This window comes from Shewanella sp. HL-SH5, assembly GCF_051163755.1.
GTDB classification, from domain to species: Bacteria; Pseudomonadota; Gammaproteobacteria; order Enterobacterales; family Shewanellaceae; genus Shewanella; species Shewanella glacialimarina.
Genome location: NZ_CP195038.1, coordinates 1,033,329 through 1,054,938, shown reverse-complemented (window position 1 = coordinate 1,054,938; position 21,610 = coordinate 1,033,329). Strand labels below are relative to the sequence as shown.

The following is a 21,610-nucleotide window of genomic DNA, read 5'->3' as shown; positions in this document are numbered from 1 at the left end:
TTTTTACCCTACAAAATCGCGGTATTAATAACTAGCGCACGACGCCTATCATTTGACGAGCCACAACTTTTTGCAAAAGCACTGCCCTCGCTTAATCCATCTGTTGAAGCGCGAATGCCACGCCAGGTCATAACAACTATGACATCCCTACCAGTAATATCTATACAAGCGGTTGTAGAATCTAATCCGCCGACACTCGTACCAGAATACTTTTCATTTTCACCTTTAAACGACTGTTCCCACTGGTATATATCCCATAGGCGGGTCTCAACATTAGTGCAAATACTGTTCACACCAATAGCAACATCACAGGCTTTAGTTGGCGCAGACGTGCCGCCATTATAAGTTCCTTCATAATTGCTAAGTTCAGATGGATTCATTCGCATTCTGTTAACAATATCATTGGCATAATAAGATGCTTGAGTTTGTTGAAAAGACTCAAAACTGCCTTGTTTGGCCACTATGTGCAAATTAAAAATGCCAATAAGGCCTATCACCAGTATTACCAGTGAGACCATAACTTCAATTAAGGAAAATCCATTCCCTTTAGATGACATGCGTCAACCCTCCGACAACCGTCATATTTTTGACCTCGAATTTTACATTTTAAGCTTAAAAAACGATAGCTTATATCAAATTTCTGTTCAACAATTCTAACTTACAAGTTGTTAACAATCTAGCTTAATATGTTTACCTTCATATAAAGCGATTATTGGTAACAAGTATACTCCGATTAAATTTTAAGCACAAAAAAACCCGTAACTTAACGCTACGGGTTTATTTAATACAGTTTGAACTAGAAAAAGCGCTAACGCTACCTTAGCTCTGCAGGCACAGCAAAAACAATGTCTTCTTTTCGCCCTTCAACTTCAGTAATCACACTTGGAGCATGCTCAGCAATAGCCTTAACAACTTGCTGAACCAGTACCTCAGGTGCTGAAGCTCCGGCTGTAACAGCAACTTTTGATACATCTTTAAACCAGCTAGGGTCGACATCTGCTGCGGTATCAACTAAGTAAGCTTGGGTACCGGTTTTTTCTGCCAACTCTCGCAACCTGTTTGAATTAGAGCTATTTTTAGAACCTACAACAATCAATAAATCAACTTGTGCAGAAAGACTTCTCACCGCATCTTGACGATTTTGAGTGGCATAGCAAATATCATCTTTACGTGGCCCTTCAATTGAAGGAAAGCGTTTCTGTAAGGCGGCAATAATATCCAGTGTATCGTCGACAGATAATGTTGTTTGGGTAACAAAACATAAGTTATCCGCATTTTTGACCGACAATGCGGCGACATCTTCTGGTGACTCAATTAAATAAACGCCACCCTTATCATTGTCGTACTGCCCCATGGTCCCTTCTACTTCAGGATGGCCTTCATGGCCAATTAAAATACATTCAATACCTTTGCGACTTGCTCGAGTCACTTGTAAATGTACTTTAGTCACTAAGGGACAAGTTGCATCAAACACTTTTAAACCACGCTGCTTGGCTTCTTTTCTAACCGCTTGAGAAACGCCATGTGCACTGAAGATAACAATTGAATTATCGGGTACTTGTTCTAGCTCTTCAACAAATATCGCCCCACGGTCTTTTAAGTTTTGAACTACATATCGGTTATGCACTACCTCATGACGCACATAAATAGGCGGTTCAAATAACTCTAAAGCACGTTCAACAATACTGATAGCACGATCAACACCCGCGCAAAAACCACGTGGGTTTGCTAATAAAATATTGAGTTTAGCTGAAGTAGGATCAACTTTTAACATAGGTAATGTTTACTCCGTGATAACCTGTACAACATCTAGCTCAAAAGTGATTTTATGCCCAGCCAATGGATGATTTAGATCCACAGTAATAGAGTCACCTATTGTCTCACGTACAATGCCTGGAATTTCGCTGCCGCCTGGGCCAGAAAAACTGACAATAACCCCAGCTTCTAACTTCATGTTAGCTGGAAAGCGACTGCGGTCCATATGATGAATAGCATCAGGGTTTGACTCACCAAAAGCATCTTTAGCATCCAGGGTGAAAATATGTTTATCCCCCTCAGATAAATGTTTAATTTGTGCTTCTAACGCTGGGCTCAGGCTTTGATCGCCTAAATTAAACCGCGCAGGCTTACCTGATGCTTTGGTGCTATCTGCGGTTGAACCATCTTCTAAAATAAGGTTCATATGGCATAAAATAGCATGGTTATCGGGTTTATTTAAATCGGTCACTTTGATTGCTCCTGCTCAGTTTGAGCAACATCAGGCTTAAAGGCTTCCCACAGAATTAATATCGCGCCAACAAAAATGGCAGAGTCAGCAATATTAAATGCTGGGTAATGGCTAGTTTTCCAATAGAAATCTACAAAGTCCACTACGAAGCCATGCATTAAACGATCAACTAAATTACCTAATGCTCCACCAATAACGAGTGTGTAAGCAAGGTTTGTACGTAACAATTGATGTGACTGCTTTCTTAACCAGATGGTTAGCAAGGTGCTGAAACCTATCGCAATAACCGCAAAAAACCAACGTTGCCAACCTCCGGCATCACTTAAAAAACTAAATGCAGCGCCGTAATTTCGTACATAAGTAAAATTAAAAAATGGCAATAACTGAATTGATTCATATAAATCAAAGTTTTCCAGTACCCATTGTTTAGATAGCTGATCTGCAATAAACACAAATACAGCTACCCAATACCAACGCAAGCCACTGTCCTTCCATGTTGCTGGAACAGTACTCATAACATTCTATCCTTATGCAAATTCGCGTTGTTCGCCTTCACCTTCAATATTGGTCACACAGCGTTGACACAATGTTGGGTGGGCTTCAATGGTGCTAACTTCTTCACGGTGGTGCCAGCAACGCTCGCATTTCTGCGCTTCACTTTTAGTCACCACTAATTTTAGATTTTCAAGTTCAGTTACTACAGCATCTGATGGTGCATCAGCTAAAGGCGCAACTACCGCTTTTGAGGTTAATAATACAAAACGTAATTCGTCATCTAACTTAGCTAGCTCTGCGGCAAGTTCTGCATCGGCAAATAAAGTCACTTCAGCTTCTAATGAACCACCAACACGTTTATCACGGCGGGCTTGTTCAATCACTTTATTCACTTCATTACGAACAGCAAGCAGCTTCTGCCAGTAATCATCACTTAAATCGCTTTCAAGAGTGACAGACTGTAGCCCTTGATACCATTCTTCAGTAAACACATACTTATCGCGTTTGCCTGGTAGTAATTGCCAGACTTCATCTGCGGTAAAGCTTAAAATTGGGGTGATCCAACGCACCATAGCTTCAGAAATATGGAATAATGCCGATTGACAGCTACGACGAGCATTACCATCTTGCTTAGCGGTATATTGACGATCCTTAATGATATCTAAGTAGAATGCACCTAATTCAATTGAACAGAACTGCATTAACTTTTGAGTCACTAAGTGGAAATTATATTGATCATACGCGGCAATAATTTCACTTTGTAGCGCATCAGCACGACGCATTACCCAGCGATCTAATGCCACCATATCTTCTGGCGCTACCATATCGGTTTCTGGGTTAAAGCCGCTTAAGTTAGCCAACAAGAAACGAGCGGTATTTCGAATACGGCGATACGCATCGGCGCTACGATTTAAAATCTCATCAGAAACAGTCATTTCACCGCTATAATCGGTTGCCGCGACCCATAAACGTAAAATGTCGGCACCCAACTTATTGGTGACTTGCAATGGCGCAATCACGTTACCAACTGATTTAGACATTTTACGGCCTTTACCATCAACGGTAAAACCGTGTGTAAGTACTTGCTTATAAGGCGCCTTGCCGTTCATCGCGGTAGAAATCATCAGTGATGACATAAACCAGCCGCGGTGTTGATCGCTACCTTCAAGGTATAAATCAATATCATGGCCTTGAAACTCTGGACGCGCCGCAACAACAGATGAGAATGAAGAGCCTGAGTCATACCAAACATCTAAGGTGTCAGTGACTTTACGATACTGAGAGGCTTCTTCACCTAATAGTTCTGATTCATCTAAGTCCCACCAAGCTTGAATGCCTTGTTGCTCAATTCTATGGGCAATACGTTCCATCAATGACACGCTATCTGGATGAATCTCATCGGTTTCACGGTGTACAAATAATGTGATTGGTACACCCCAGGTACGTTGGCGTGAAATACACCAATCTGGGCGGTTTTCAACCATTTTTTCAATACGACTTTGACCCCAATCTGGTAGCCAATGCGTTTTCTTGATTTCAGCTAAAGCTTGTGCACGTAAACCTTTGTTGTCCATTGAGATGAACCACTGCGGTGTTGCACGGAATATAATCGGTGTTTTGTGGCGCCAGCAATGCGGATAGCTGTGACGATAAGCAACGTGATTAAGCAGTGCGCCCTTTTCCGTTAATAGTGCGACTACATTGTCATTAGCTTTAAACACGTGTTGACCGGCAAAGAACTCAGTATCAGGTTTGAATACACCGTTATCGCCAACAGGGTTGGCCACTTCTAAACCGTATAACTGGCCAACAACAAAGTCGTCTTGACCGTGCCCTGGTGCAGTGTGAACAATCCCAGTACCCGCTTCAGTAGTAACATGGTCGCCAAGAATCGCAGGTACATCAAAGCTTAAAAATGGGTGTTTAAAACGAGTCAGTTCAAGCTCTGCGCCTTTGACTTCACCAATAATTTTATGTGAATCAAATCCATAACGTTCAACACATGACTCAACCAACACTTGGCCTAAAATCACAGCAGCTGTCACACCGTCTTTAGTAAACTCCACTAAGCTATAGGTAAACTCAGGGCTTAAAGATAACGCGCGGTTAGCCGGTAATGTCCACGGTGTTGTGGTCCAAATAGCCATTGATACTGGATGAGGATAATTTTCTACCGCAAATTTTGCTGCAACAGCAGCACTATCTGTCGCTTCAAAAGCAACATCAATCGCTGGTGATGTTTTATCTTCATATTCAACTTCAGCTTCAGCAAGTGCTGAGCCACAGTCAGTACACCAATGCACTGGCTTTACACCTTTGTGTAAATGGCCGCTGTCAATAACTTTGGCTAATGAACGCACAATGTTAGCTTCAGTAGTGAAATCCATGGTGAGGTAAGGGTTTTGCCAGTCACCTAGCACACCTAAACGAATGAAGTCATCGCGCTGACCATCTACCTGAATAGCAGCATATTTACGACACTCTTCACGAAATTCAGCCGCTGAAATTTTCTGCCCTGGCTTGCCCACTTTTTGCTCGACTTTTAACTCGATCGGCAAACCGTGACAATCCCAACCAGGGATATAAGGCGCATCAAAACCAGACATGGTTTTTGATTTAATAATAATGTCTTTTAGGATTTTGTTTACAGAGTGACCAATATGAATACTGCCATTCGCATAAGGAGGGCCATCGTGCAAAATAAACGGTTTACGGCCAGCTCTATGTTCACGAATGTGTTGATATAACCCATCCTGCGTCCAGCGATTTAACATTTCTGGCTCGCGATTAGCTAAATTACCGCGCATCGGAAACTCAGTTTCCGGCAAATTCAAAGTCAGTTTATAGTCGCTCATTGATCCCATACCGTTAATTAAGCTGAATAATCAGCTTGCATCAAAGCAGAATAAAGCCTTAGCTTCATTCGCATCATTCAAAATTTGTTTTTTTAGTGCATCCAATGACTCAAAAGGTTGTTCGTCACGGATTTTAGCCACTAATTCAACTTCTACTCGCTTGCCATATAAGTCACCATCAAAATCAAATAAGTGCACTTCTAACTGACAAACTTGGCCTTGCACTGTCGGGCGAAAACCCACATTTGCAACACCTTCATATACATCACTACCATGCCAAAAAAATCGTACTGCAAATACACCGCGTATTGGCACGACTTTTCTTTTTAACGCAATATTTGCCGTTGGAAAACCGATAGTTCTACCAATTTTTTGCCCATGAGCCACTTTACCACTCAACATAAATGGATGACCCAATAACCGTCTTGCTTGTTCTAAATGACCTAACATGAGCTGTTCACGTACTAAAGTTGAACTCACTCTGTGAGTTCCAACGACAAAGCTTTGAGTGCTGACTACGCTGAAACCAAACTGCTTACCTGCGGCTACCAGCATCTCAAAATTGCCTTCACGCCCTTTCCCAAAGCAAAAGTCGTCACCGACAACCAGGTATTTAACACCTAGTTTGTTAACCAATAATTCTTCAATAAACGCCTGAGCGGGTTGACTGGCAAAAGATCGTGTGAAATTAACACATAATAGGCGGTCAATTTCTAATTCGTCCAATAAACGGACTTTATCTCTTAAAAGGCTTAACCTTGCTGGAGCATGCTCTCCACGAAACAACTCTTGGGGTTGTGGCTCAAATGTCATTATGGTCGCAGGCAGTTGAAAATGGTGCGCTTTACTTACCAAATTACGGATCACCTCAGCATGGCCACGGTGAACACCATCAAAGTTGCCTATGCTTAGCACGCAACCATGATGAGAAGGTAATAAATTGTGTATACCGCGGATTAATTCCATTACGCCAATGCTTGCCTAAAATTGTTTATTAATAGTAAATCGGCAGATTATATACCCAAACCGCTATCCACTTAAACCCAATAACTCTATTAAGCGACTATAAATCTGCGTTTAAAGAACCACTGGGGCTGTTTTTATTTTCCATGGTCTGACACCGAGCAAAAGTAAGGTAACCAGATAAGTTAATGCGCCGCTACAAATAAGCGCGACTAACGCCATCATTCTTTCACTAATGCTCCAACTAAGCCATTGCGATTGAGCTGGTAAAAAATACCATAACATTGCAGACATGACCGCTGTCGCGATAACAATTTTAAGCGCAAATATCAATGTTGCGCGGCTAAGATTGTAAACCCTAGCCTTATGTAAACCGCTATATAACAAACCAGCATTAAGCAATGCCGATAAGGATGTCGCTATTGCTAAACCTACATAGCCGAATGGAATAGCAAATATAAGGTTAAACACCATGTTGGTTACCATGGCAATAATACCGAATTTAACCGGTGTTTTTGTATCATGCCTAGAATAATAACCTGGCGCTAATACTTTAATCATCATAAAACTCAGCAAGCCTGCACCATAAGCAACTAAACTGTATGAAGCCATTTCAACATCGGTGATACTAAATGCCCCGCGCATGAATAACACCATTAACATAGGTTGCGCGAGCAAAATCAAGCCAAACATAGCAGGCATACCTAATAGTAAAATAGCTTTAACGCCCCAATCCATTGTTTGACGAAACCCTTCCCCTTCAGCATTAATATGCTTTCTCGAGAGTGCTGGTAAAATTACCGTTGCGATAGCAATACCAAATAATCCGAGTGGAAATTCAAGTAACCTATCTGCGTAATACAGCCAACTAATCGATCCCGTCATTAAAAAGCTGGCAATAAACGTATCAAACAGCAAATTGATTTGAGAAACCGATACCCCAAACAGTGCGGGAAGCATTAAGGTGCGAATCTTAACGACACCAGGATGATGCCATCCCCAAGAAGGTTTAACTAAAGCGCGCTCTTGAATTAAAAAAGGGATTTGAAATACAAACTGCACCAGACCACCAACAAAAACCCCCCATGCCAATCCAATTTCTGGATTTTCCATAGTGGGAGAGATGTATAAAGCAAACCCGATGATTGCAATGTTAAGAAAAACTGGGGTAAATGCCGATACAGCAAACCGGCCTCTGGTATTTAAGATTGATCCTGCTAGCGCAGTAAAAGTGATAAACCACAGATAAGGGAAGGTGATTTTAAGCATTAAAGACGCAAGCTCGAATTTCTCGGCATTGGGGCCATCGTTCAACCAGTCTAAAAACCAACCGCCGCCGAATAATGCTGCAAGTATAGGAGAGCCAATAACACCAACTAAGGTTACTATCGTCACCAGCAAACCAAGCGTACCGGTAACTTTTCCGAGTAACTCCCGGGTTTCTTCAGGGGAATGCTTTTCTTGATATTCAGTTAACACAGGCACAAAAGCTTGTGCAAAAGCACCTTCAGCAAATAGGCGGCGTAAAAAGTTAGGTATTTTGTTAGCAAAGAAAAAAACATCCGCGCTACTTCCTGCACCCATTAAATTAGCAATAACAACATCACGCACTAACCCCATCACACGAGAAATCAATGTCATAGCACTGACAACGACACCTGATTTAATTAACTTTTTACTCAATTGACCCCCAAAAGCTCATCTTGCCCATAAAATTTAATGGTATTTGTTGCAAATATTCTAAGCAAACTCTGTCACATAGGCTAAAGAGCTGTTAGAATTACGCCACATATTACACGAGTGGGTTGAAGATAAGCACGCCGATTGTATATTTTATCATTTATGATGAAATTTCAATTTTAGTCGTTGACAAAGCGACTTAAAGCAGGCATATTCCTCGGCCTTTAAAAGTATCAAATCCAGTTTTTAGGAGTTGCACCTTGGCTAATAGCAAGTCTGCAAAGAAGCGCGCGCTTCAGTCTGAAAAGCGTCGTCAGCATAATGCAAGCCGTCGCTCAATGTTACGTACATACGTTAAGAAAGTCATCGCTGCTATCAAAAGCGGTGACCACAAAGCGGCTACAGAAGCGTTCGCAGTTGCACAACCAATAGTTGACCGTATGGCGACAAAAGGCCTTATTCACAAGAATAGAGCTGGCCGTCAAAAGTCACGTTTGAATGCTAGAATCAAAGCACTAGTTGCTTAATTCAGTAATCAATCTCAAAAAACCGGCCTAGGCCGGTTTTTTTATGTTTAAAATTCAGCATATGTATTCGATGTAAGCATGTAAGCCGACCAATAGTATTGATTATGTGACAGATAATAAAAAGCCTTAATCGCTTAATAGCGATTAAGGCTTAAAAGAAGACAGATTAGTGGCAGTACATATTATTCAGCACTTGAATAAGCGCTTTTACTTCATCGCTTTTTAATGAGTAATAAACGGTTTGTGCCTCTTTACGTGTGCCAACTAGATTATCTTTTCTTAACCATGCAAGGTGTTGCGATAAAGCAGACTGGCTTAGCCCTAGCTTTTTATTCATATCACCTACACACATTTCACCATCATTAAGCAGGTGGCATAAAATAAACAGTCTGCGTTCATTCGCTAGCGCTTTTAATAAGACAACGGCATGGTCGGCTTGTTGCTGCATTTTTTCTATATCCATCACCTAAAATACTCTCCTCATCTAACATTTGCCTAATATAGCGTCACCTTAAAAATAGAGTCGGGACATGAAGCACACTTTTTGGTAGATTGTTTAAAAAAGTGAGACATAGTTAGAATATTTGAAGGAAACTCATGAGAAATTATAAGCACGTCAGCTTAACAGCTTTATTTACAGTGGCATTATTTGGCTGCCAGCAAACAACACCATCACAATCTAAATCGCCTGAAAAAGTGATTAATGACTCTGAAGATGCGCAAATCAGTCAACTGTTAGCGCAACAAGCCCTTAATTCAAACAGAGCCTACGATATTGTTGAGTCACTCACCGTAGAGGTAGGACCACGATTAGCTGGTACAGATAAAGATATTATGGCTGTCGAATGGGCAATGGAAAAACTGTGGCTGATGGGCTTTGATAAAGTCTATAAAGAATCAGTCCAAGTTCCAGCATGGTCTAGAGGGATAATGACTTCGGCCAGTATTGTGTCACCATTTGAGCAGCCTTTGGTGATTACAGCCCTTGGTGGCAGTATTGGTACGCCAGAGACAGGCATTCAAGCACCTATAGTACGTTTTGAGTCATTAGAGGAACTCACTTTAGCCTCACCTGGGCGTATTGAGGGCAAGATTGTTTTTATCGACCATAAGACTGAACGGCATAAAGATGGCAACGGATATGGTATTACTGTTGGCGGACGCTCTAAAGGGGCTGTAGAAGCCGCCAAAAAAGGCGCTGTTGCGGTTGTGATACGCTCAATTGGGACTGATCATGACCGTATGGCTCATACGGGTATGATGCGTTACCAAGAAGATGTGCCTAAAATTCCCGCGGCGGCAATGTCAGCACCTGATGCCGACTTAATCAACGCCATGTTAATACGCGACCCCAATATTGTTATGTCGTTGAATATGACATCTGAAAACTTAGGTATTGCCACATCTTATAATGTAATAGCAGAGGTGACAGGCAGTAGCAAACCAGATGAAATTGTCTTAATAGGCGCGCATCTAGATTCGTGGGACGAGGGTACGGGCGCTATTGATGACGGAGCCGGTGTCGCAATTGTCACTGCAGCCGCAAAGTTAATTCAAGATTTACCACAAAAGCCTGCTCGTACTATCCGCGTTGTACTCTACGCTGCTGAAGAAGTCGGTTTAGTCGGTGGAAAAGCCTACGCAGAGATGCATGCCAATGAATTAGAAAAGCATTACATAGCAGCAGAATCTGATTTTGGTGCTGGTCCTGTTTATCAAATTGATTTTAATGTTGCACCGACAAGCTTTAGCCAAATTCAGCATCAGGTGTCGACGATGACATTAAATGGGATTGCTTTAGGAACAAATGACGCGTCTGGTGGGCCGGATGTTTCTATGATGCCAAGTTTAGGTGTGCCTGTTGCATCGTTAAAACAAGATGGTACAGATTATTTTGATTATCATCACACCCCTAATGATACTTTGGATAAAATAGACCCAAAGGCACTAGCCCAAAATGTAGCAGCATATGTACAATTTGCTTATATGATGGCGCAATCTGAAATTGAGCTAAGGCCACTCGCTAAATCGGAGTAATCACCGTCAAGTGAGCCTACTCAACTTACTATTCTGCTAGGTTATATTTATAGAATGTTTTATCCATAAAAATGCCCTTAACGAAAAGGGCATTTTTTTATGACTAAACTGAACCGACTTTTGACTCTATATTCATCTGAAAATATTAATAAACACTAGTGTTGCTCATCACGTAAAAAAACCGGACTATCTAACTTGGACTGTTCAGGGCTGTAATAGTAACCCTCTAAGTCAAATTCAGTTAACTGCTCTAATGTCTTAGGTTGATTATTGACAATATACCTTGCCATCAAACCGCGCGCTTTTTTGGCATAAAAGCTAATTATCTTATATTGACCATTCTTACAATCTTTAAAAATTGGGGTAATAAGTTGCCCCTCAAGCTGTTTGACTTTAACTGATTTAAAGTACTCATTAGAGGCTAGATTGACGATGATGTCATCACCCTGCTCTGCTAATGCTTTATTCACTTCATTGGTAATAATCTCCCCCCAAAATGCATATAAATTATTTCCAGCCGAGTTAGCTAATTTGGTGCCCATTTCTAAGCGATAAGGTTGGATTAAATCGAGGGGTTTTAGCAAGCCATATAAACCTGACAAAATACGCATATGTTGCTGTGCTGAGTGAATTTGCGACTCTGATAAGCTATCTGCATCAAATCCGGTATAGACATCCCCTCTGAAAGCGAACATCGCTTGCTTGGCATTGATTGGAGTGAAATCAGGTTGCCACTGCTCAAAACGGGCAGCATTCAAACCCGCTATTTTATCGCTAACTTTCATTAAACTAGCAATATCAACAGGCGTAAGTTGCCGACATATCTTTATCAGTGTTTCGCTATGGGATAATAATGTCGGTTGAGTAAACGTTGCCGTTATCGGCGGATGTTCAAAATCTAATGTTTTGGCAGGTGATACTAAAACCAGCATGGTTAACTCCTTTATCTGAATACACCACATAATACGTGACTGATATAAAAAAACCATGCTGATTCAGCATGGCTTTTTCGATTACCCTAACGCATTTAATCAATGCACAAAAAACAATAGCGGCTTATTTTTTGTTACTAGCAGATAAGTCAGGCCAGATTTGTTCTTCCAATTGATCGGCTAGCTCAGGAAATTTACTGGTATCAAATACCGGATCTTTTCCTTCTTTAACTTGCTGACGATAGTCATTAATGACCCTAATCGCCAATCCTGAAAGTAACATTATCGCGACAATGTTAACCAATGCCATCAGTCCCATGGACACATCAGCTAAATCCCATACCAAACCAATTTTAGCCATAGCACCAAACATCACCATACCTAATACGACAAGTCTAAATAAAGGTAACGCTTTTTTACTGTTGCCAGACAAAAACATGATGTTAGTTTCGGCGTAAGAGTAATTTGCAATAATTGAGGTAAAACAGAATAACAAGATAGCAAAAGCAATAAAGGCACCGCCCCACGAACCTACATGGAAAGTTAATGCATTGATTGTCATGCCAATGCCTTCACCAGATCCAGCAGCATCACCCGAAAGCAATATTATTGCCGCCGTTGCGGTACAAATAACGATAGTATCAAAAAATACCCCCATCATTTGTATATAACCTTGAGATGCTGGATGATTTGGGTTGGGTGAAGCACTTGCTGCAATGTTAGCAGCACTACCCATACCCGCTTCATTTGAAAATAACCCACGAGCTATACCAGCCTGCATAGCTTGCGAGACACTATATGCAATAGCGCCACCAGCAGCTTCTTGCCATCCAAATGCACTATTGATAACGAGCATAAATACTCTTGGTAGTTCCTCAATATTTATCAGTACGACAATAAACGCCATAATGATATAAACTAATGCCATAAAAGGGACAACAAATTCCGATACTTTAGCAACCTTTCTTAATCCCCCCATAATAACCACGCCACTGAATAACGTAATCAAAATACCAACATAGAGTGCATCAACATCAAATACAGCGGTCATCGCACCGGCTATTGTATTAGCTTGAACTGCATTGAAGACCAAACCAAAACAGATAATTAAGAGAACAGAAAATAACACTCCCATCCAACGCTGTCCTAAGCCTTGCTCCATATAGTAAGAAGGACCGCCGCGATATTGCCCATCAACATCTTTTACTTTATAAACTTGAGCAAGAGTGGATTCGATCATCGCTGTGGCCATGCCTAAAACAGCAATAGCCCACATCCAAAAAACGGCACCAGGACCTGCTACACCTATAGCAAAAGCAACACCAGCCATATTACCTGCACCGACTCTAGCAGCCATACTGGTACAAAAAACTTGAAACGAAGATAATCCATTTTTACCCGGTCTACGGCTAATGGCGAGTAATTTAAGGCCGTGACCAAACTGAGTAAACTGAATAAACCCAAGGCGTATCGTAAAATATAAGCCAGCTCCAACCAGCCCATAAACTAATAACTCGCCCCAAAGTAGGCCGTTTAAATAATTAATTATTTTTTCTAACATTGCCATAATGCTTATCTATTCCTTTGGAATAACTCAATATATCGTGTAACAATCTTATTTATAGCTGGGTATAGATGCTGTAATCACGACATATAAAGTTATTTTAATTGCTTGATTATTATTGGTTTATATTTTTATTAATTAAAAACCAGTCTTGTGGCTTGGCTTATTATACCTTTTCAACCAATGATCTCTAATTTAGTTTGAAACTGCATTCAGACTAATTAAGATATTCGATGATGTTCTTTGCAAACAAATTAGCACAGGCAGTCAATTAGAACTTAATAAATTCACCGTAAAAATCACTTTATCGCCCTCAGATCAACAACAGCATAACAATCCTCCACTTTATAAAACCAACATAACAACAAATACAACATAACTCTCAGTGAAATATCACCACCTAATTAACAAAAGTTAGATCCACAACACATTATTGACTCTCAAAATGAAATACAGTGTTCTCAAATTAAGACTAACATTCAATTTTTCTCGTTTTAATGAGGTCAATATGACAAATGCTAATGAAATTATCGCACTCAAAAAGTTTGTTCGAGCTACTAACTTCCTTGCAACTTCGCAAATTTATTTGAAGCAAAACGTACTTTATAAACGTAAGCTTGAACACACTGATATTAAACCTAGATTACTAGGCCATTGGGGAACTTGCCCAGGTATTAACTTTGTCTACGCTAACGTAAACCGTCTTATTGTTAAACATAATCGTGAGTTCATCTACCTTGTTGGCCCTGGTCATGGTTTTCCTGCAGTACAGGCCAACCTATTCATGGAAGGTTCATTAAGCCATTTCTATCCAGAGACAATTCCTTATACAGAAACCGGTATCGAAGATATCTGTAAAAAATTCTCTGCAGCCTATGGCTATCCTTCGCATGCTAACCCAGAAGCACCAGGACAAATCTTAGAAGGTGGCGAACTTGGCTACTCATTGTCTGTTGCATGGGGTTCTGTGCTAGATAATCCAAATCTGATTGCTGCCTGTTTAATCGGTGACGGTGAAGCTGAAACAGGCCCACTAGCAGCATCTTGGTATGCTAACCGTTTGGTATCACCTAAAAATAACGGCGCAGTTCTTCCAATCGTGCATATCAATGGTTATAAAATCTCTGGCCCAACCCGTATGGGCCGCATGAGTCATGAAGAGCTTGATTTAGAATTCCGTGGTCTTGGTTATCATCCAATTATTGTTGATGATGAACTTGATATTGATATCTTCGAACAAATGACAGCCGCTATGGACTTGTCATATGACATGATAAACGACATTCAACGCCGTGCACGCTCTGGCGAAGATGTTGTTAAACCACGCTGGCCAGTGATTTTATTGAGAACAGCAAAAGGCTGGACTGGTACTACTGAATATGATGGAAAAAAACTTGCAGGCAACTGTGAATCTCATCAAGTCATCGTTAATAACTGTGCAACTGACAAAGGCCATTTAGATGCGCTTGATCAATGGCTAGCCAGCTACAAATTTGATGAACTAGTACAAACAACAGACACCGGCGCGCTAGTATTTGATAAAGACATTATGTCTTTGATGCCACCAACAGATCTTTGCTGTGGCCGTCAACGTCTAAGCTACGGCGGCGAAGTGGTACGTGCGTTAGCTAACCCTGATCTTACTAAACTTGGTTACGGCGCTGAGACTCCACGGGGTCAACGTGGTTACTCAATGTTGAAAATGGGTGAATGGATGCGTGATGCATTCAAATTAAACCGCGATCAACGTAACCTGCGTATTTTCAGCCCAGATGAAACTTATTCAAACCAACTTCAAGCTGTGTTTGAAGAAACAGATCGCGCCTGGCAATGGCCGATTGAGAGCTGGGATGAGGATATGTCTCGCGACGGTCGTGTGATTGAACTATTATCTGAAAACTTACTTTTCGGTATGTTACACGGTTACACAGTAACGGGCCGTCACGGTATGTTCCCAACTTATGAGGCTTTCTCTCAAGTTGTGTCATCTATGGCTGATCAATACTGTAAATACGTCCATGCAAGTCAAGACATCCATTTCCGCAAGCCAATTCCAGCGTGTAACGTGGTACTGTCTTCGTTACTAGAGCGTCAAGATCACAACGGTTATTCTCATCAGAATCCGTCTTTCCTAGGTGCTATGCTTGAGAAGCACCCAAACATTATTTCTGCTTATTTACCAGCAGATGCTAACAGTACTTTGGTGTATACCGAAAAAGCTTATGCTGATCGTGACAAACTAAACATCATTGTTGCTGGTAAGAAATCACTACCACAATGGTTGTCATTAGACGAAGCTCGTAAGCAAGCTAAAGACGGCATGATGGTGTGGGATTTCGCCTCTGATACTAATCCTGATGTTGTTTTAGCCGGTTGTGGCGATTATGCAACTCAAGAATGTATGGCTTCACTAGTACTAATTCGTGAAATTCTACCACGGGTACGCATTCGCTTTGTGAGTGTGTCAGAACTTCACAGCAGTGGCTTAGGTAGTCTTGAGTTCCAAAGCAAGCCTTGGATGATGGATGAAGTCTTTACAGAAGATAAAGGCGTGGTATTTAACTACCACGGTTACCCAAACACCATTAAGAAGCTAGTATTTGATTATAAAGGTAACCGTCGTTTCCGTATTAAGGGTTATGAAGAAGAAGGTTCAACGACTACACCGTTTGATATGGGCGTACGTAACGGCACCTCTCGCTACCACTTAGTTATCGACATGGCGTATAAATTGTTCCAACAAGGCGTAATTGACGAAACCCAACACGTTCGTATTACCACTGATATGTTGCAACGATTGGTTGACCATAAAAACTATATCAAGGCAAATGGGGTAGATCCTGTTGAAATCGAAAACTGGGTATGGACTCGCTAACATTAAATTATTGTAAATTGATTTAACAATAGCTTTATTTACCTAGGTATAGAATAACAAAAATGCGTCCACAGGACGCATTTTTTATTATTCTATTATGAATATAAATCGACAGCCAATGCAACAAAAAAGAAACATTAAGCCACAACCCGCAACAAAAATGTGAGTATAAAACTCTTTAAACGTCCCAGCCATGCCATAATTTAAGCATTAAAGTTAAATTAATCATATTTACTATAGCAAATCACATAATTAACGATGATAATTAAAGCGCTGACTAAAACATAACGGATTCACCTCTCAAGTGTCAGTTGCACATGTTTACAATAATCGTAAAGCATGCGTGTTGGTGAAGTATAATAACAATGGACTTATAAATGATGAAGAACACATTAAAAGTAGTACTACTCACCTCTATGTTACCTTTCGCTGCATCAGCTGCAGAACAACTATCGCCTTGGTATGTTGGTGGTGGATTAGGTGTCAACAATTACGAACAAAACTGTGACCAACCTGGTACTAAAATGTGCGGTGAAGACTCCCCGTACGCTTGGGATGTTGTAGGTGGTTACTTATTCAATGAATATATCGGTCTTGAAATGGGTTACCGTGACTTAGGTCGCGCTGATTGGACGGCTACTGATAACACTATGTATGACGTAGGTGCCACAGGTCTTAGCTTAGGTTTAGTCGGTTTTTACCCACTAGCCGACAAGTGGAGCCTATCATCTGAATTAGGTACTTATAGTTATCTATTAGAAAATAAACAGTCTTTTAATGGCGTAAACTTAAGTGAGTCAGGTATAGCCTTATTTGCTGGCGTTGGTGTTGGTTATAACTTTAACGAAAACTTAAAGTTAGCAGCAAAATATCGTCGTTACGAAAACCTTGATGCGGATGTATTAAACAACCTACAAATGGAAAGTAACTATTGGGGTCTAGAATTAAGCTATCGCTTTGGTTCTGGCCACGCTGCTCCAGTAGCCGCAGCAGTTGTTACTCCAGTAGTTGTTGCTGCCGATGCTGACTCTGACTCTGATGGCGTTGTTGATCGTTTAGACAAATGTCCTAATACACCAAGTAACCACAAAGTGGATGCGACTGGCTGTACAGTATACGAGTTAGCAACAACTAAGCATGACTTAGGTGGCATATTATTCGCTAATGATTCTGCAGTTATTAATCAAGCTTCATTCTCTGATCTAGAGAAATTAGCTAACTATATGAAGAAAAACCCAGAGCATACCGTTATTGTTGAAGGCCATGCGTCAAACGTAGGTAAACCAGCATATAACATGGCGCTATCTGACCGTCGTGCGAGTTCAGTTGCCAATGCACTAAAATCAAAATATGGCATTAGTGCAAACCGTATTAAATCTATCGGTTATGGTGTAACTAAGCCTGTAGTTGAAGGTAACACTGCTGAAGCTCATAGACAGAACCGTCGTATTGAAGCTATCGTTACTGGTACTGAAAAACGTGCTGTATTAAAATAATTTAATACTAATCGATTTAACGAAAAGCCGCTGATATCAGCGGCTTTTTTATTTACTGAACAATAGTAAACTTCTCTAAACATCTACTATTAGTCATATTTATGTTTTTATCACCCAATTTAATAAACATAAATTTGCACTAAATTCGAAATTTAACAACAATAAAAAACAAAAATTAAGCAAAACAGTGCAACATTTGGTAATTTTTTTACCAAAACGTTGGAATAAAGAGTAAAATCGCGTTTAATAAAGGAAGTAAAATAACCATTTTTTATCGAGAGGAAACGTTACATGGCCAACGCACTCGCTCAACTCAAAGCATTCACTACTATTGTCGCAGATACCGGTGACATTGAAGCAATCAAACGCTATCAACCAGAAGATGCAACCACAAATCCATCGTTGATTTTGAAAGCTGCACAAATTCCTGAATATGCCTCTTTAATCGAAAATGCTGTTATCTGGGCAAAAAACCAAAGCAACGTTCAAGCACAACAAATTGAAGATGCCGGTGATAAGCTTGCGGTAAACATTGGCGTTGAGATTCTAAAACTTGTCCCAGGCCGTATTTCTACTGAAGTAGATGCGCGTCTTTCTTTCGACAAGCAAGGCTCTATTGATAAGGCACATAAGCTTATCAAGCTTTATAAAGAAGCTGGAATAGATAAATCACGCATTCTAATCAAATTAGCATCTACCTGGGAAGGCATATGCGCAGCTAAAGAGTTAGAGCAAGAAGGCATTAACTGTAACTTAACCCTATTATTTAGCTTTGCTCAAGCAAGAGCTTGTGCAGAGGCTGGTGTTTATCTTATTTCTCCCTTTGTAGGCCGTATTCTTGACTGGTACAAGAAAGATACTGGTAAAGATTACACTGCGGAAACGGATCCTGGGGTTATTTCGGTTACTGAAATCTATGATTACTACAAACAACACGGCTATAGCACGGTTGTAATGGGGGCGAGCTTCCGTAATATTGGTGAGATCATCGAATTAGCAGGTTGCGATCGCTTAACCATTGGACCGGCTCTATTAGAAGAGTTAGCCAATACTGATATCCTTGTTACTGAAAAACTTAAAGCAGTTCCGGCATCATCAACCGCACCTACTGCGCTAACTGAAGCAGAGTTCCGTTGGGCATTTAATGAAGATCCAATGGCGGTTGATAAACTTGCTGAAGGTATTCGTAATTTTGCGATTGACCAAGGTAAACTTGAGGTCATGCTAAAAGAGAAGTTAAGCTAAACAAGGAATGTGAATTAATGACTCAATTAACACAATCAGCTACATGGCAACAGTTAATTAGTAATGCAGCTGCGCTGCCTCACATGCGTGAGCTATTTAGTCAAGACAAGCAACGTTTTGACTCAATGCATCTCAAAAGCTGTGGTTTACTGCTAGATTACTCAAAAAACCGTGCTGATAAAGAAACCTTGGCGTTGTTATTTAAACTTGCTAATGAAGCTCAGCTACAAGATAAAATCACCGCAATGTTTTCCGGTGACATTATCAACAATACTGAGCAACGTGCAGTACTTCATACCGCACTTCGAAGTATGGCTGACCAAGATATTAAAGCTGACGGAAAAAACATTGTTCCTGAAGTACAGCAAACTCTTACCAAAATGGCTAAGTTTGTTGAGCAAGTACAAAGTGGTCAATGGAAAGGCTACACAGGAAAAGCGATTACAGATATCGTTAGTATTGGTATTGGCGGATCTTTTCTAGGCCCTAAAATAGTAACTCAGGCGTTAAGACCTTATTGGCAAGGACTAAATTGTCATTTTGTTGCCAATGTGGATGCTACATCGATTTGTGAGAAATTGAAGGGTTTGAACGCTGAGACCACGTTATTTGTCATGTCATCAAAGTCGTTTAGCACGCAAGAAACGCTTACTAATACGCTAAGCGCAAAAGAGTGGTTTTTAGCACAAGGGGCATCACAGAGCGACGTTGCCCAGCACTTTGTGGCTGTTACCTCAAATGTTGCTAAAGCGACTGAGTTTGGTATGGATGCCGACAATATTTTTCCTATGTGGGATTGGGTCGGTGGCCGCTATTCTTTATGGTCAGCAATTGGTTTACCGATAGCACTGGTTGTGGGTATGGATAATTTTAAACAATTATTATCCGGTGCCTTTGACATGGACCAACATTTTCAGCAAGCACCGCTAGAACAAAACATGCCAGTCATTATGGGAATGCTATCTGTGTTATATAGTAATTTTCATAGTGCACAGTCCCATGTCATTTTAACTTATGATCACTATTTACGTGGTTTACCTGCTTATTTCCAGCAACTTGATATGGAAAGCAACGGCAAGTCGGTCACTTTAGAAGGGCAAACTGTTGATTACAGCACAGGTCCTGTTATTTGGGGCGGCGAAGGCACCAATGGGCAACATGCATACCATCAGCTATTGCATCAAGGTACTGCACTTATTCCTGCTGACTTTATCATGCCATTACAAAGTCATAATCCGCTTGGTGAGCATCACAATCAACTGGCATCAAATTGCTTTGGCCAAACTCAGGCGTTAATGCAAGGTCGTACATACGAAGAAGCGTTAGCCGAAATGAGCACAAGCAAGCTTGATGATGCTCAAAAACAGCTGATAGCTAAACACAAAGTAATGTCTGGTAACAAACCTAGCAACACTTTATTAATGGATAAACTGACTCCACAAACCTTAGGCGCTTTAATTGCTTTATATGAGCACAGAACATTTGTTCAAGGTGTCATTTGGCAGATTAACTCCTTTGACCAATGGGGAGTTGAATTAGGTAAATTACTCGGCAACGATGTACTCGACCGGATTGGAGCTGACCAGAATGCAAATGAATTAGATTGTTCCAGTAATTCCTTAATCAATTTGTATCGTCAAGGGCAGATTTAACCACTAAAAAAGCCAGCGTAAGCTGGCTTTTTATTAGTCTACTACCACTCTATTCAGCACATCATGCCAATTATGGTTCAATAGCTTCATCAAAACTTCACTTTCGCTTAACACAATTGAAACATAAAAGTTGCACCCTACAATAGAAATATGATACTTATTCGCATAGAGACATCATAATAACAAGGGAGGTTACCATGGATCGTTTAGACTATGGTGGTGCGTTAGACGAAGTTGTTGAAAGACCAAGCCGTTCCAAAGGATCTAACAAAAAGCGTAAATGGCGAGAGATTGAGGCAATTAAGGATAAGCAACGCTTACTAAAAGAATTACAAGATATTGATGATTCTTTTGAATTTGATGCCAATACTTTAGTGTTATAGATATGAGTAGCCGTGAATATTTATTCACTAAATAGCAATATAATAAAAGAGCACCTAGGGTGCTCTTTTTGATCAAACTGATAACATTTATAATGTTAGATATTAATTTTTTTATCTGCTTTCACAATATACTGTCGAAGCTCTTCAAAAATTACATTATCGTTTTGGCTAAATAGTGGATCCACAACCAGTTTTTTATGGCATAAATGCTCAATTTTTTGCCAATCACTAGCATCTAATGCTTTAGCAAAGTGAGGAAAAACCTCCGTTTCTTCAAACTGCATGTGCTCAACGTGTAACTTGATGTAGTTGGCCAAATCATTGATCAACTTTTCTCTTGAAATCACAATATCTGAGAGGATCATATTTAAACTGTACATCAAAGAACCGGAAACTTGCGCCAACCGCTCATGCTCATCACGAAGCTGATCGCTATTAGGTATAGACATTTTTTGGGCATAATAATGATAAGTGATGTCTTCTACTGGATGATGACTATGTTCTGCATATCCCTGCATGTACTCAACAATATCTCTAACAAGATTAAAGTTAACAGCTTCACCTTCGGCTAAACGGGCATTTTTGTTGGTGAGTATATTCAATAAAATGGCTATGTGCTGGTGATCACGTATTAATCGCTTAAGCATCGTCTTCTCCGTCATGTCTATCTCACTTACTC

At 40.5% G+C, this 21,610-nt stretch carries 18 protein-coding genes; 7 read left to right on the top strand and 11 right to left on the bottom strand.

Features of this window, described 5'->3' with window-relative positions; translation table 11 throughout:
* Positions 1-8 precede the first annotated feature (8 nt).
* From pilV to murJ, 7 genes are all read right to left on the bottom strand, one after another.
* Positions 9-557, bottom strand: a complete 549-nt coding sequence (pilV, locus tag ACRWQM_RS04560) for a type IV pilus modification protein PilV (RefSeq protein ID WP_226414023.1) — start codon at positions 555-557, stop codon at positions 9-11.
* Positions 558-814: 257 nt separating this feature from the next.
* Positions 815-1,774 (bottom strand): 4-hydroxy-3-methylbut-2-enyl diphosphate reductase, encoded by a 960-nt coding sequence (ispH, locus tag ACRWQM_RS04555; protein WP_434926850.1) that lies wholly within the window; start codon positions 1,772-1,774, stop codon positions 815-817.
* A 9-nt stretch (positions 1,775-1,783) separates the two neighbouring features.
* On the bottom strand, positions 1,784-2,227 hold the full coding sequence (gene fkpB / locus ACRWQM_RS04550; RefSeq protein WP_434931396.1) for an FKBP-type peptidyl-prolyl cis-trans isomerase: 444 nt from the start codon (positions 2,225-2,227) through the stop codon (positions 1,784-1,786).
* Positions 2,224-2,742 carry a signal peptidase II gene (gene lspA, locus ACRWQM_RS04545; RefSeq protein ID WP_434931395.1) on the bottom strand — a complete coding sequence of 173 codons (519 nt, stop codon included), beginning with the start codon at positions 2,740-2,742 and terminating at the stop codon, positions 2,224-2,226. The genes fkpB and lspA overlap by 4 nt, the downstream gene beginning before the upstream one ends.
* A gap of 12 nt (positions 2,743-2,754) precedes the next feature.
* The gene (gene ileS, locus ACRWQM_RS04540) at positions 2,755-5,577 is read right to left on the bottom strand and encodes an isoleucine--tRNA ligase (protein ID WP_434931394.1); all 2,823 of its coding nucleotides are present in this window, start codon (positions 5,575-5,577) and stop codon (positions 2,755-2,757) included.
* A gap of 30 nt (positions 5,578-5,607) precedes the next feature.
* A complete protein-coding gene (gene ribF / locus ACRWQM_RS04535) occupies positions 5,608-6,543 on the bottom strand; it encodes a bifunctional riboflavin kinase/FAD synthetase (protein ID WP_434931393.1) in 936 nt (311 codons plus the stop codon).
* A 111-nt stretch (positions 6,544-6,654) separates the two neighbouring features.
* Entirely contained in the window at positions 6,655-8,223 is a 1,569-nt protein-coding gene (gene murJ / locus ACRWQM_RS04530; RefSeq protein ID WP_434931392.1) for a murein biosynthesis integral membrane protein MurJ, read from the bottom strand.
* Between the two features lie 257 nt (positions 8,224-8,480).
* Between murJ and rpsT the strand changes: the two genes are divergently transcribed.
* Entirely contained in the window at positions 8,481-8,747 is a 267-nt protein-coding gene (gene rpsT, locus ACRWQM_RS04525) for a 30S ribosomal protein S20 (protein WP_226414009.1), read from the top strand.
* A 166-nt stretch (positions 8,748-8,913) separates the two neighbouring features.
* Here rpsT and ACRWQM_RS04520 read toward each other — a convergent pair whose 3' ends face one another.
* Positions 8,914-9,210 carry an ArsR/SmtB family transcription factor gene (locus ACRWQM_RS04520; protein WP_226415862.1) on the bottom strand — a complete coding sequence of 99 codons (297 nt, stop codon included), beginning with the start codon at positions 9,208-9,210 and terminating at the stop codon, positions 8,914-8,916.
* Between the two features lie 134 nt (positions 9,211-9,344).
* Here ACRWQM_RS04520 and ACRWQM_RS04515 point away from each other — a divergent pair, with 134 nt between their 5' ends.
* Positions 9,345-10,784 carry a M20/M25/M40 family metallo-hydrolase gene (locus ACRWQM_RS04515; RefSeq protein WP_434931391.1) on the top strand — a complete coding sequence of 480 codons (1,440 nt, stop codon included), beginning with the start codon at positions 9,345-9,347 and terminating at the stop codon, positions 10,782-10,784.
* Between the two features lie 155 nt (positions 10,785-10,939).
* Here ACRWQM_RS04515 and yaaA read toward each other — a convergent pair whose 3' ends face one another.
* Both yaaA and ACRWQM_RS04505 read right to left on the bottom strand, forming a co-directional pair.
* The gene (gene yaaA / locus ACRWQM_RS04510) at positions 10,940-11,716 is read right to left on the bottom strand and encodes a peroxide stress protein YaaA (protein ID WP_434931390.1); all 777 of its coding nucleotides are present in this window, start codon (positions 11,714-11,716) and stop codon (positions 10,940-10,942) included.
* Between the two features lie 124 nt (positions 11,717-11,840).
* A complete protein-coding gene (locus tag ACRWQM_RS04505) occupies positions 11,841-13,277 on the bottom strand; it encodes an alanine/glycine:cation symporter family protein (RefSeq protein WP_434931978.1) in 1,437 nt (478 codons plus the stop codon).
* 511 nt (positions 13,278-13,788) lie between these two features.
* Between ACRWQM_RS04505 and ACRWQM_RS04500 the strand changes: the two genes are divergently transcribed.
* From ACRWQM_RS04500 to ACRWQM_RS04480, 5 genes are all read left to right on the top strand, one after another.
* Entirely contained in the window at positions 13,789-16,155 is a 2,367-nt protein-coding gene (locus ACRWQM_RS04500) for a phosphoketolase family protein (RefSeq protein WP_434931389.1), read from the top strand.
* 377 nt (positions 16,156-16,532) lie between these two features.
* A complete protein-coding gene (locus ACRWQM_RS04495; RefSeq protein WP_434926859.1) occupies positions 16,533-17,651 on the top strand; it encodes an OmpA family protein in 1,119 nt (372 codons plus the stop codon).
* 291 nt (positions 17,652-17,942) lie between these two features.
* Complete coding sequence (gene tal / locus ACRWQM_RS04490) at positions 17,943-18,896, top strand: transaldolase (protein ID WP_434931388.1); 954 nt, start codon at positions 17,943-17,945, stop codon at positions 18,894-18,896.
* A gap of 17 nt (positions 18,897-18,913) precedes the next feature.
* Complete coding sequence (gene pgi / locus ACRWQM_RS04485; RefSeq protein ID WP_434931387.1) at positions 18,914-20,548, top strand: glucose-6-phosphate isomerase; 1,635 nt, start codon at positions 18,914-18,916, stop codon at positions 20,546-20,548.
* A 197-nt stretch (positions 20,549-20,745) separates the two neighbouring features.
* Positions 20,746-20,931, top strand: a complete 186-nt coding sequence (locus ACRWQM_RS04480) for a DUF3545 family protein (RefSeq protein ID WP_226413992.1) — start codon at positions 20,746-20,748, stop codon at positions 20,929-20,931.
* Positions 20,932-21,026: 95 nt separating this feature from the next.
* On the opposite strand, the gene ACRWQM_RS04475 is transcribed toward ACRWQM_RS04480, so the two are convergent.
* Positions 21,027-21,578: a hemerythrin domain-containing protein gene (locus tag ACRWQM_RS04475; RefSeq protein WP_434926862.1), complete on the bottom strand. Its 552-nt coding sequence runs from the start codon at positions 21,576-21,578 to the stop codon at positions 21,027-21,029.
* Positions 21,579-21,610 lie beyond the last annotated feature (32 nt).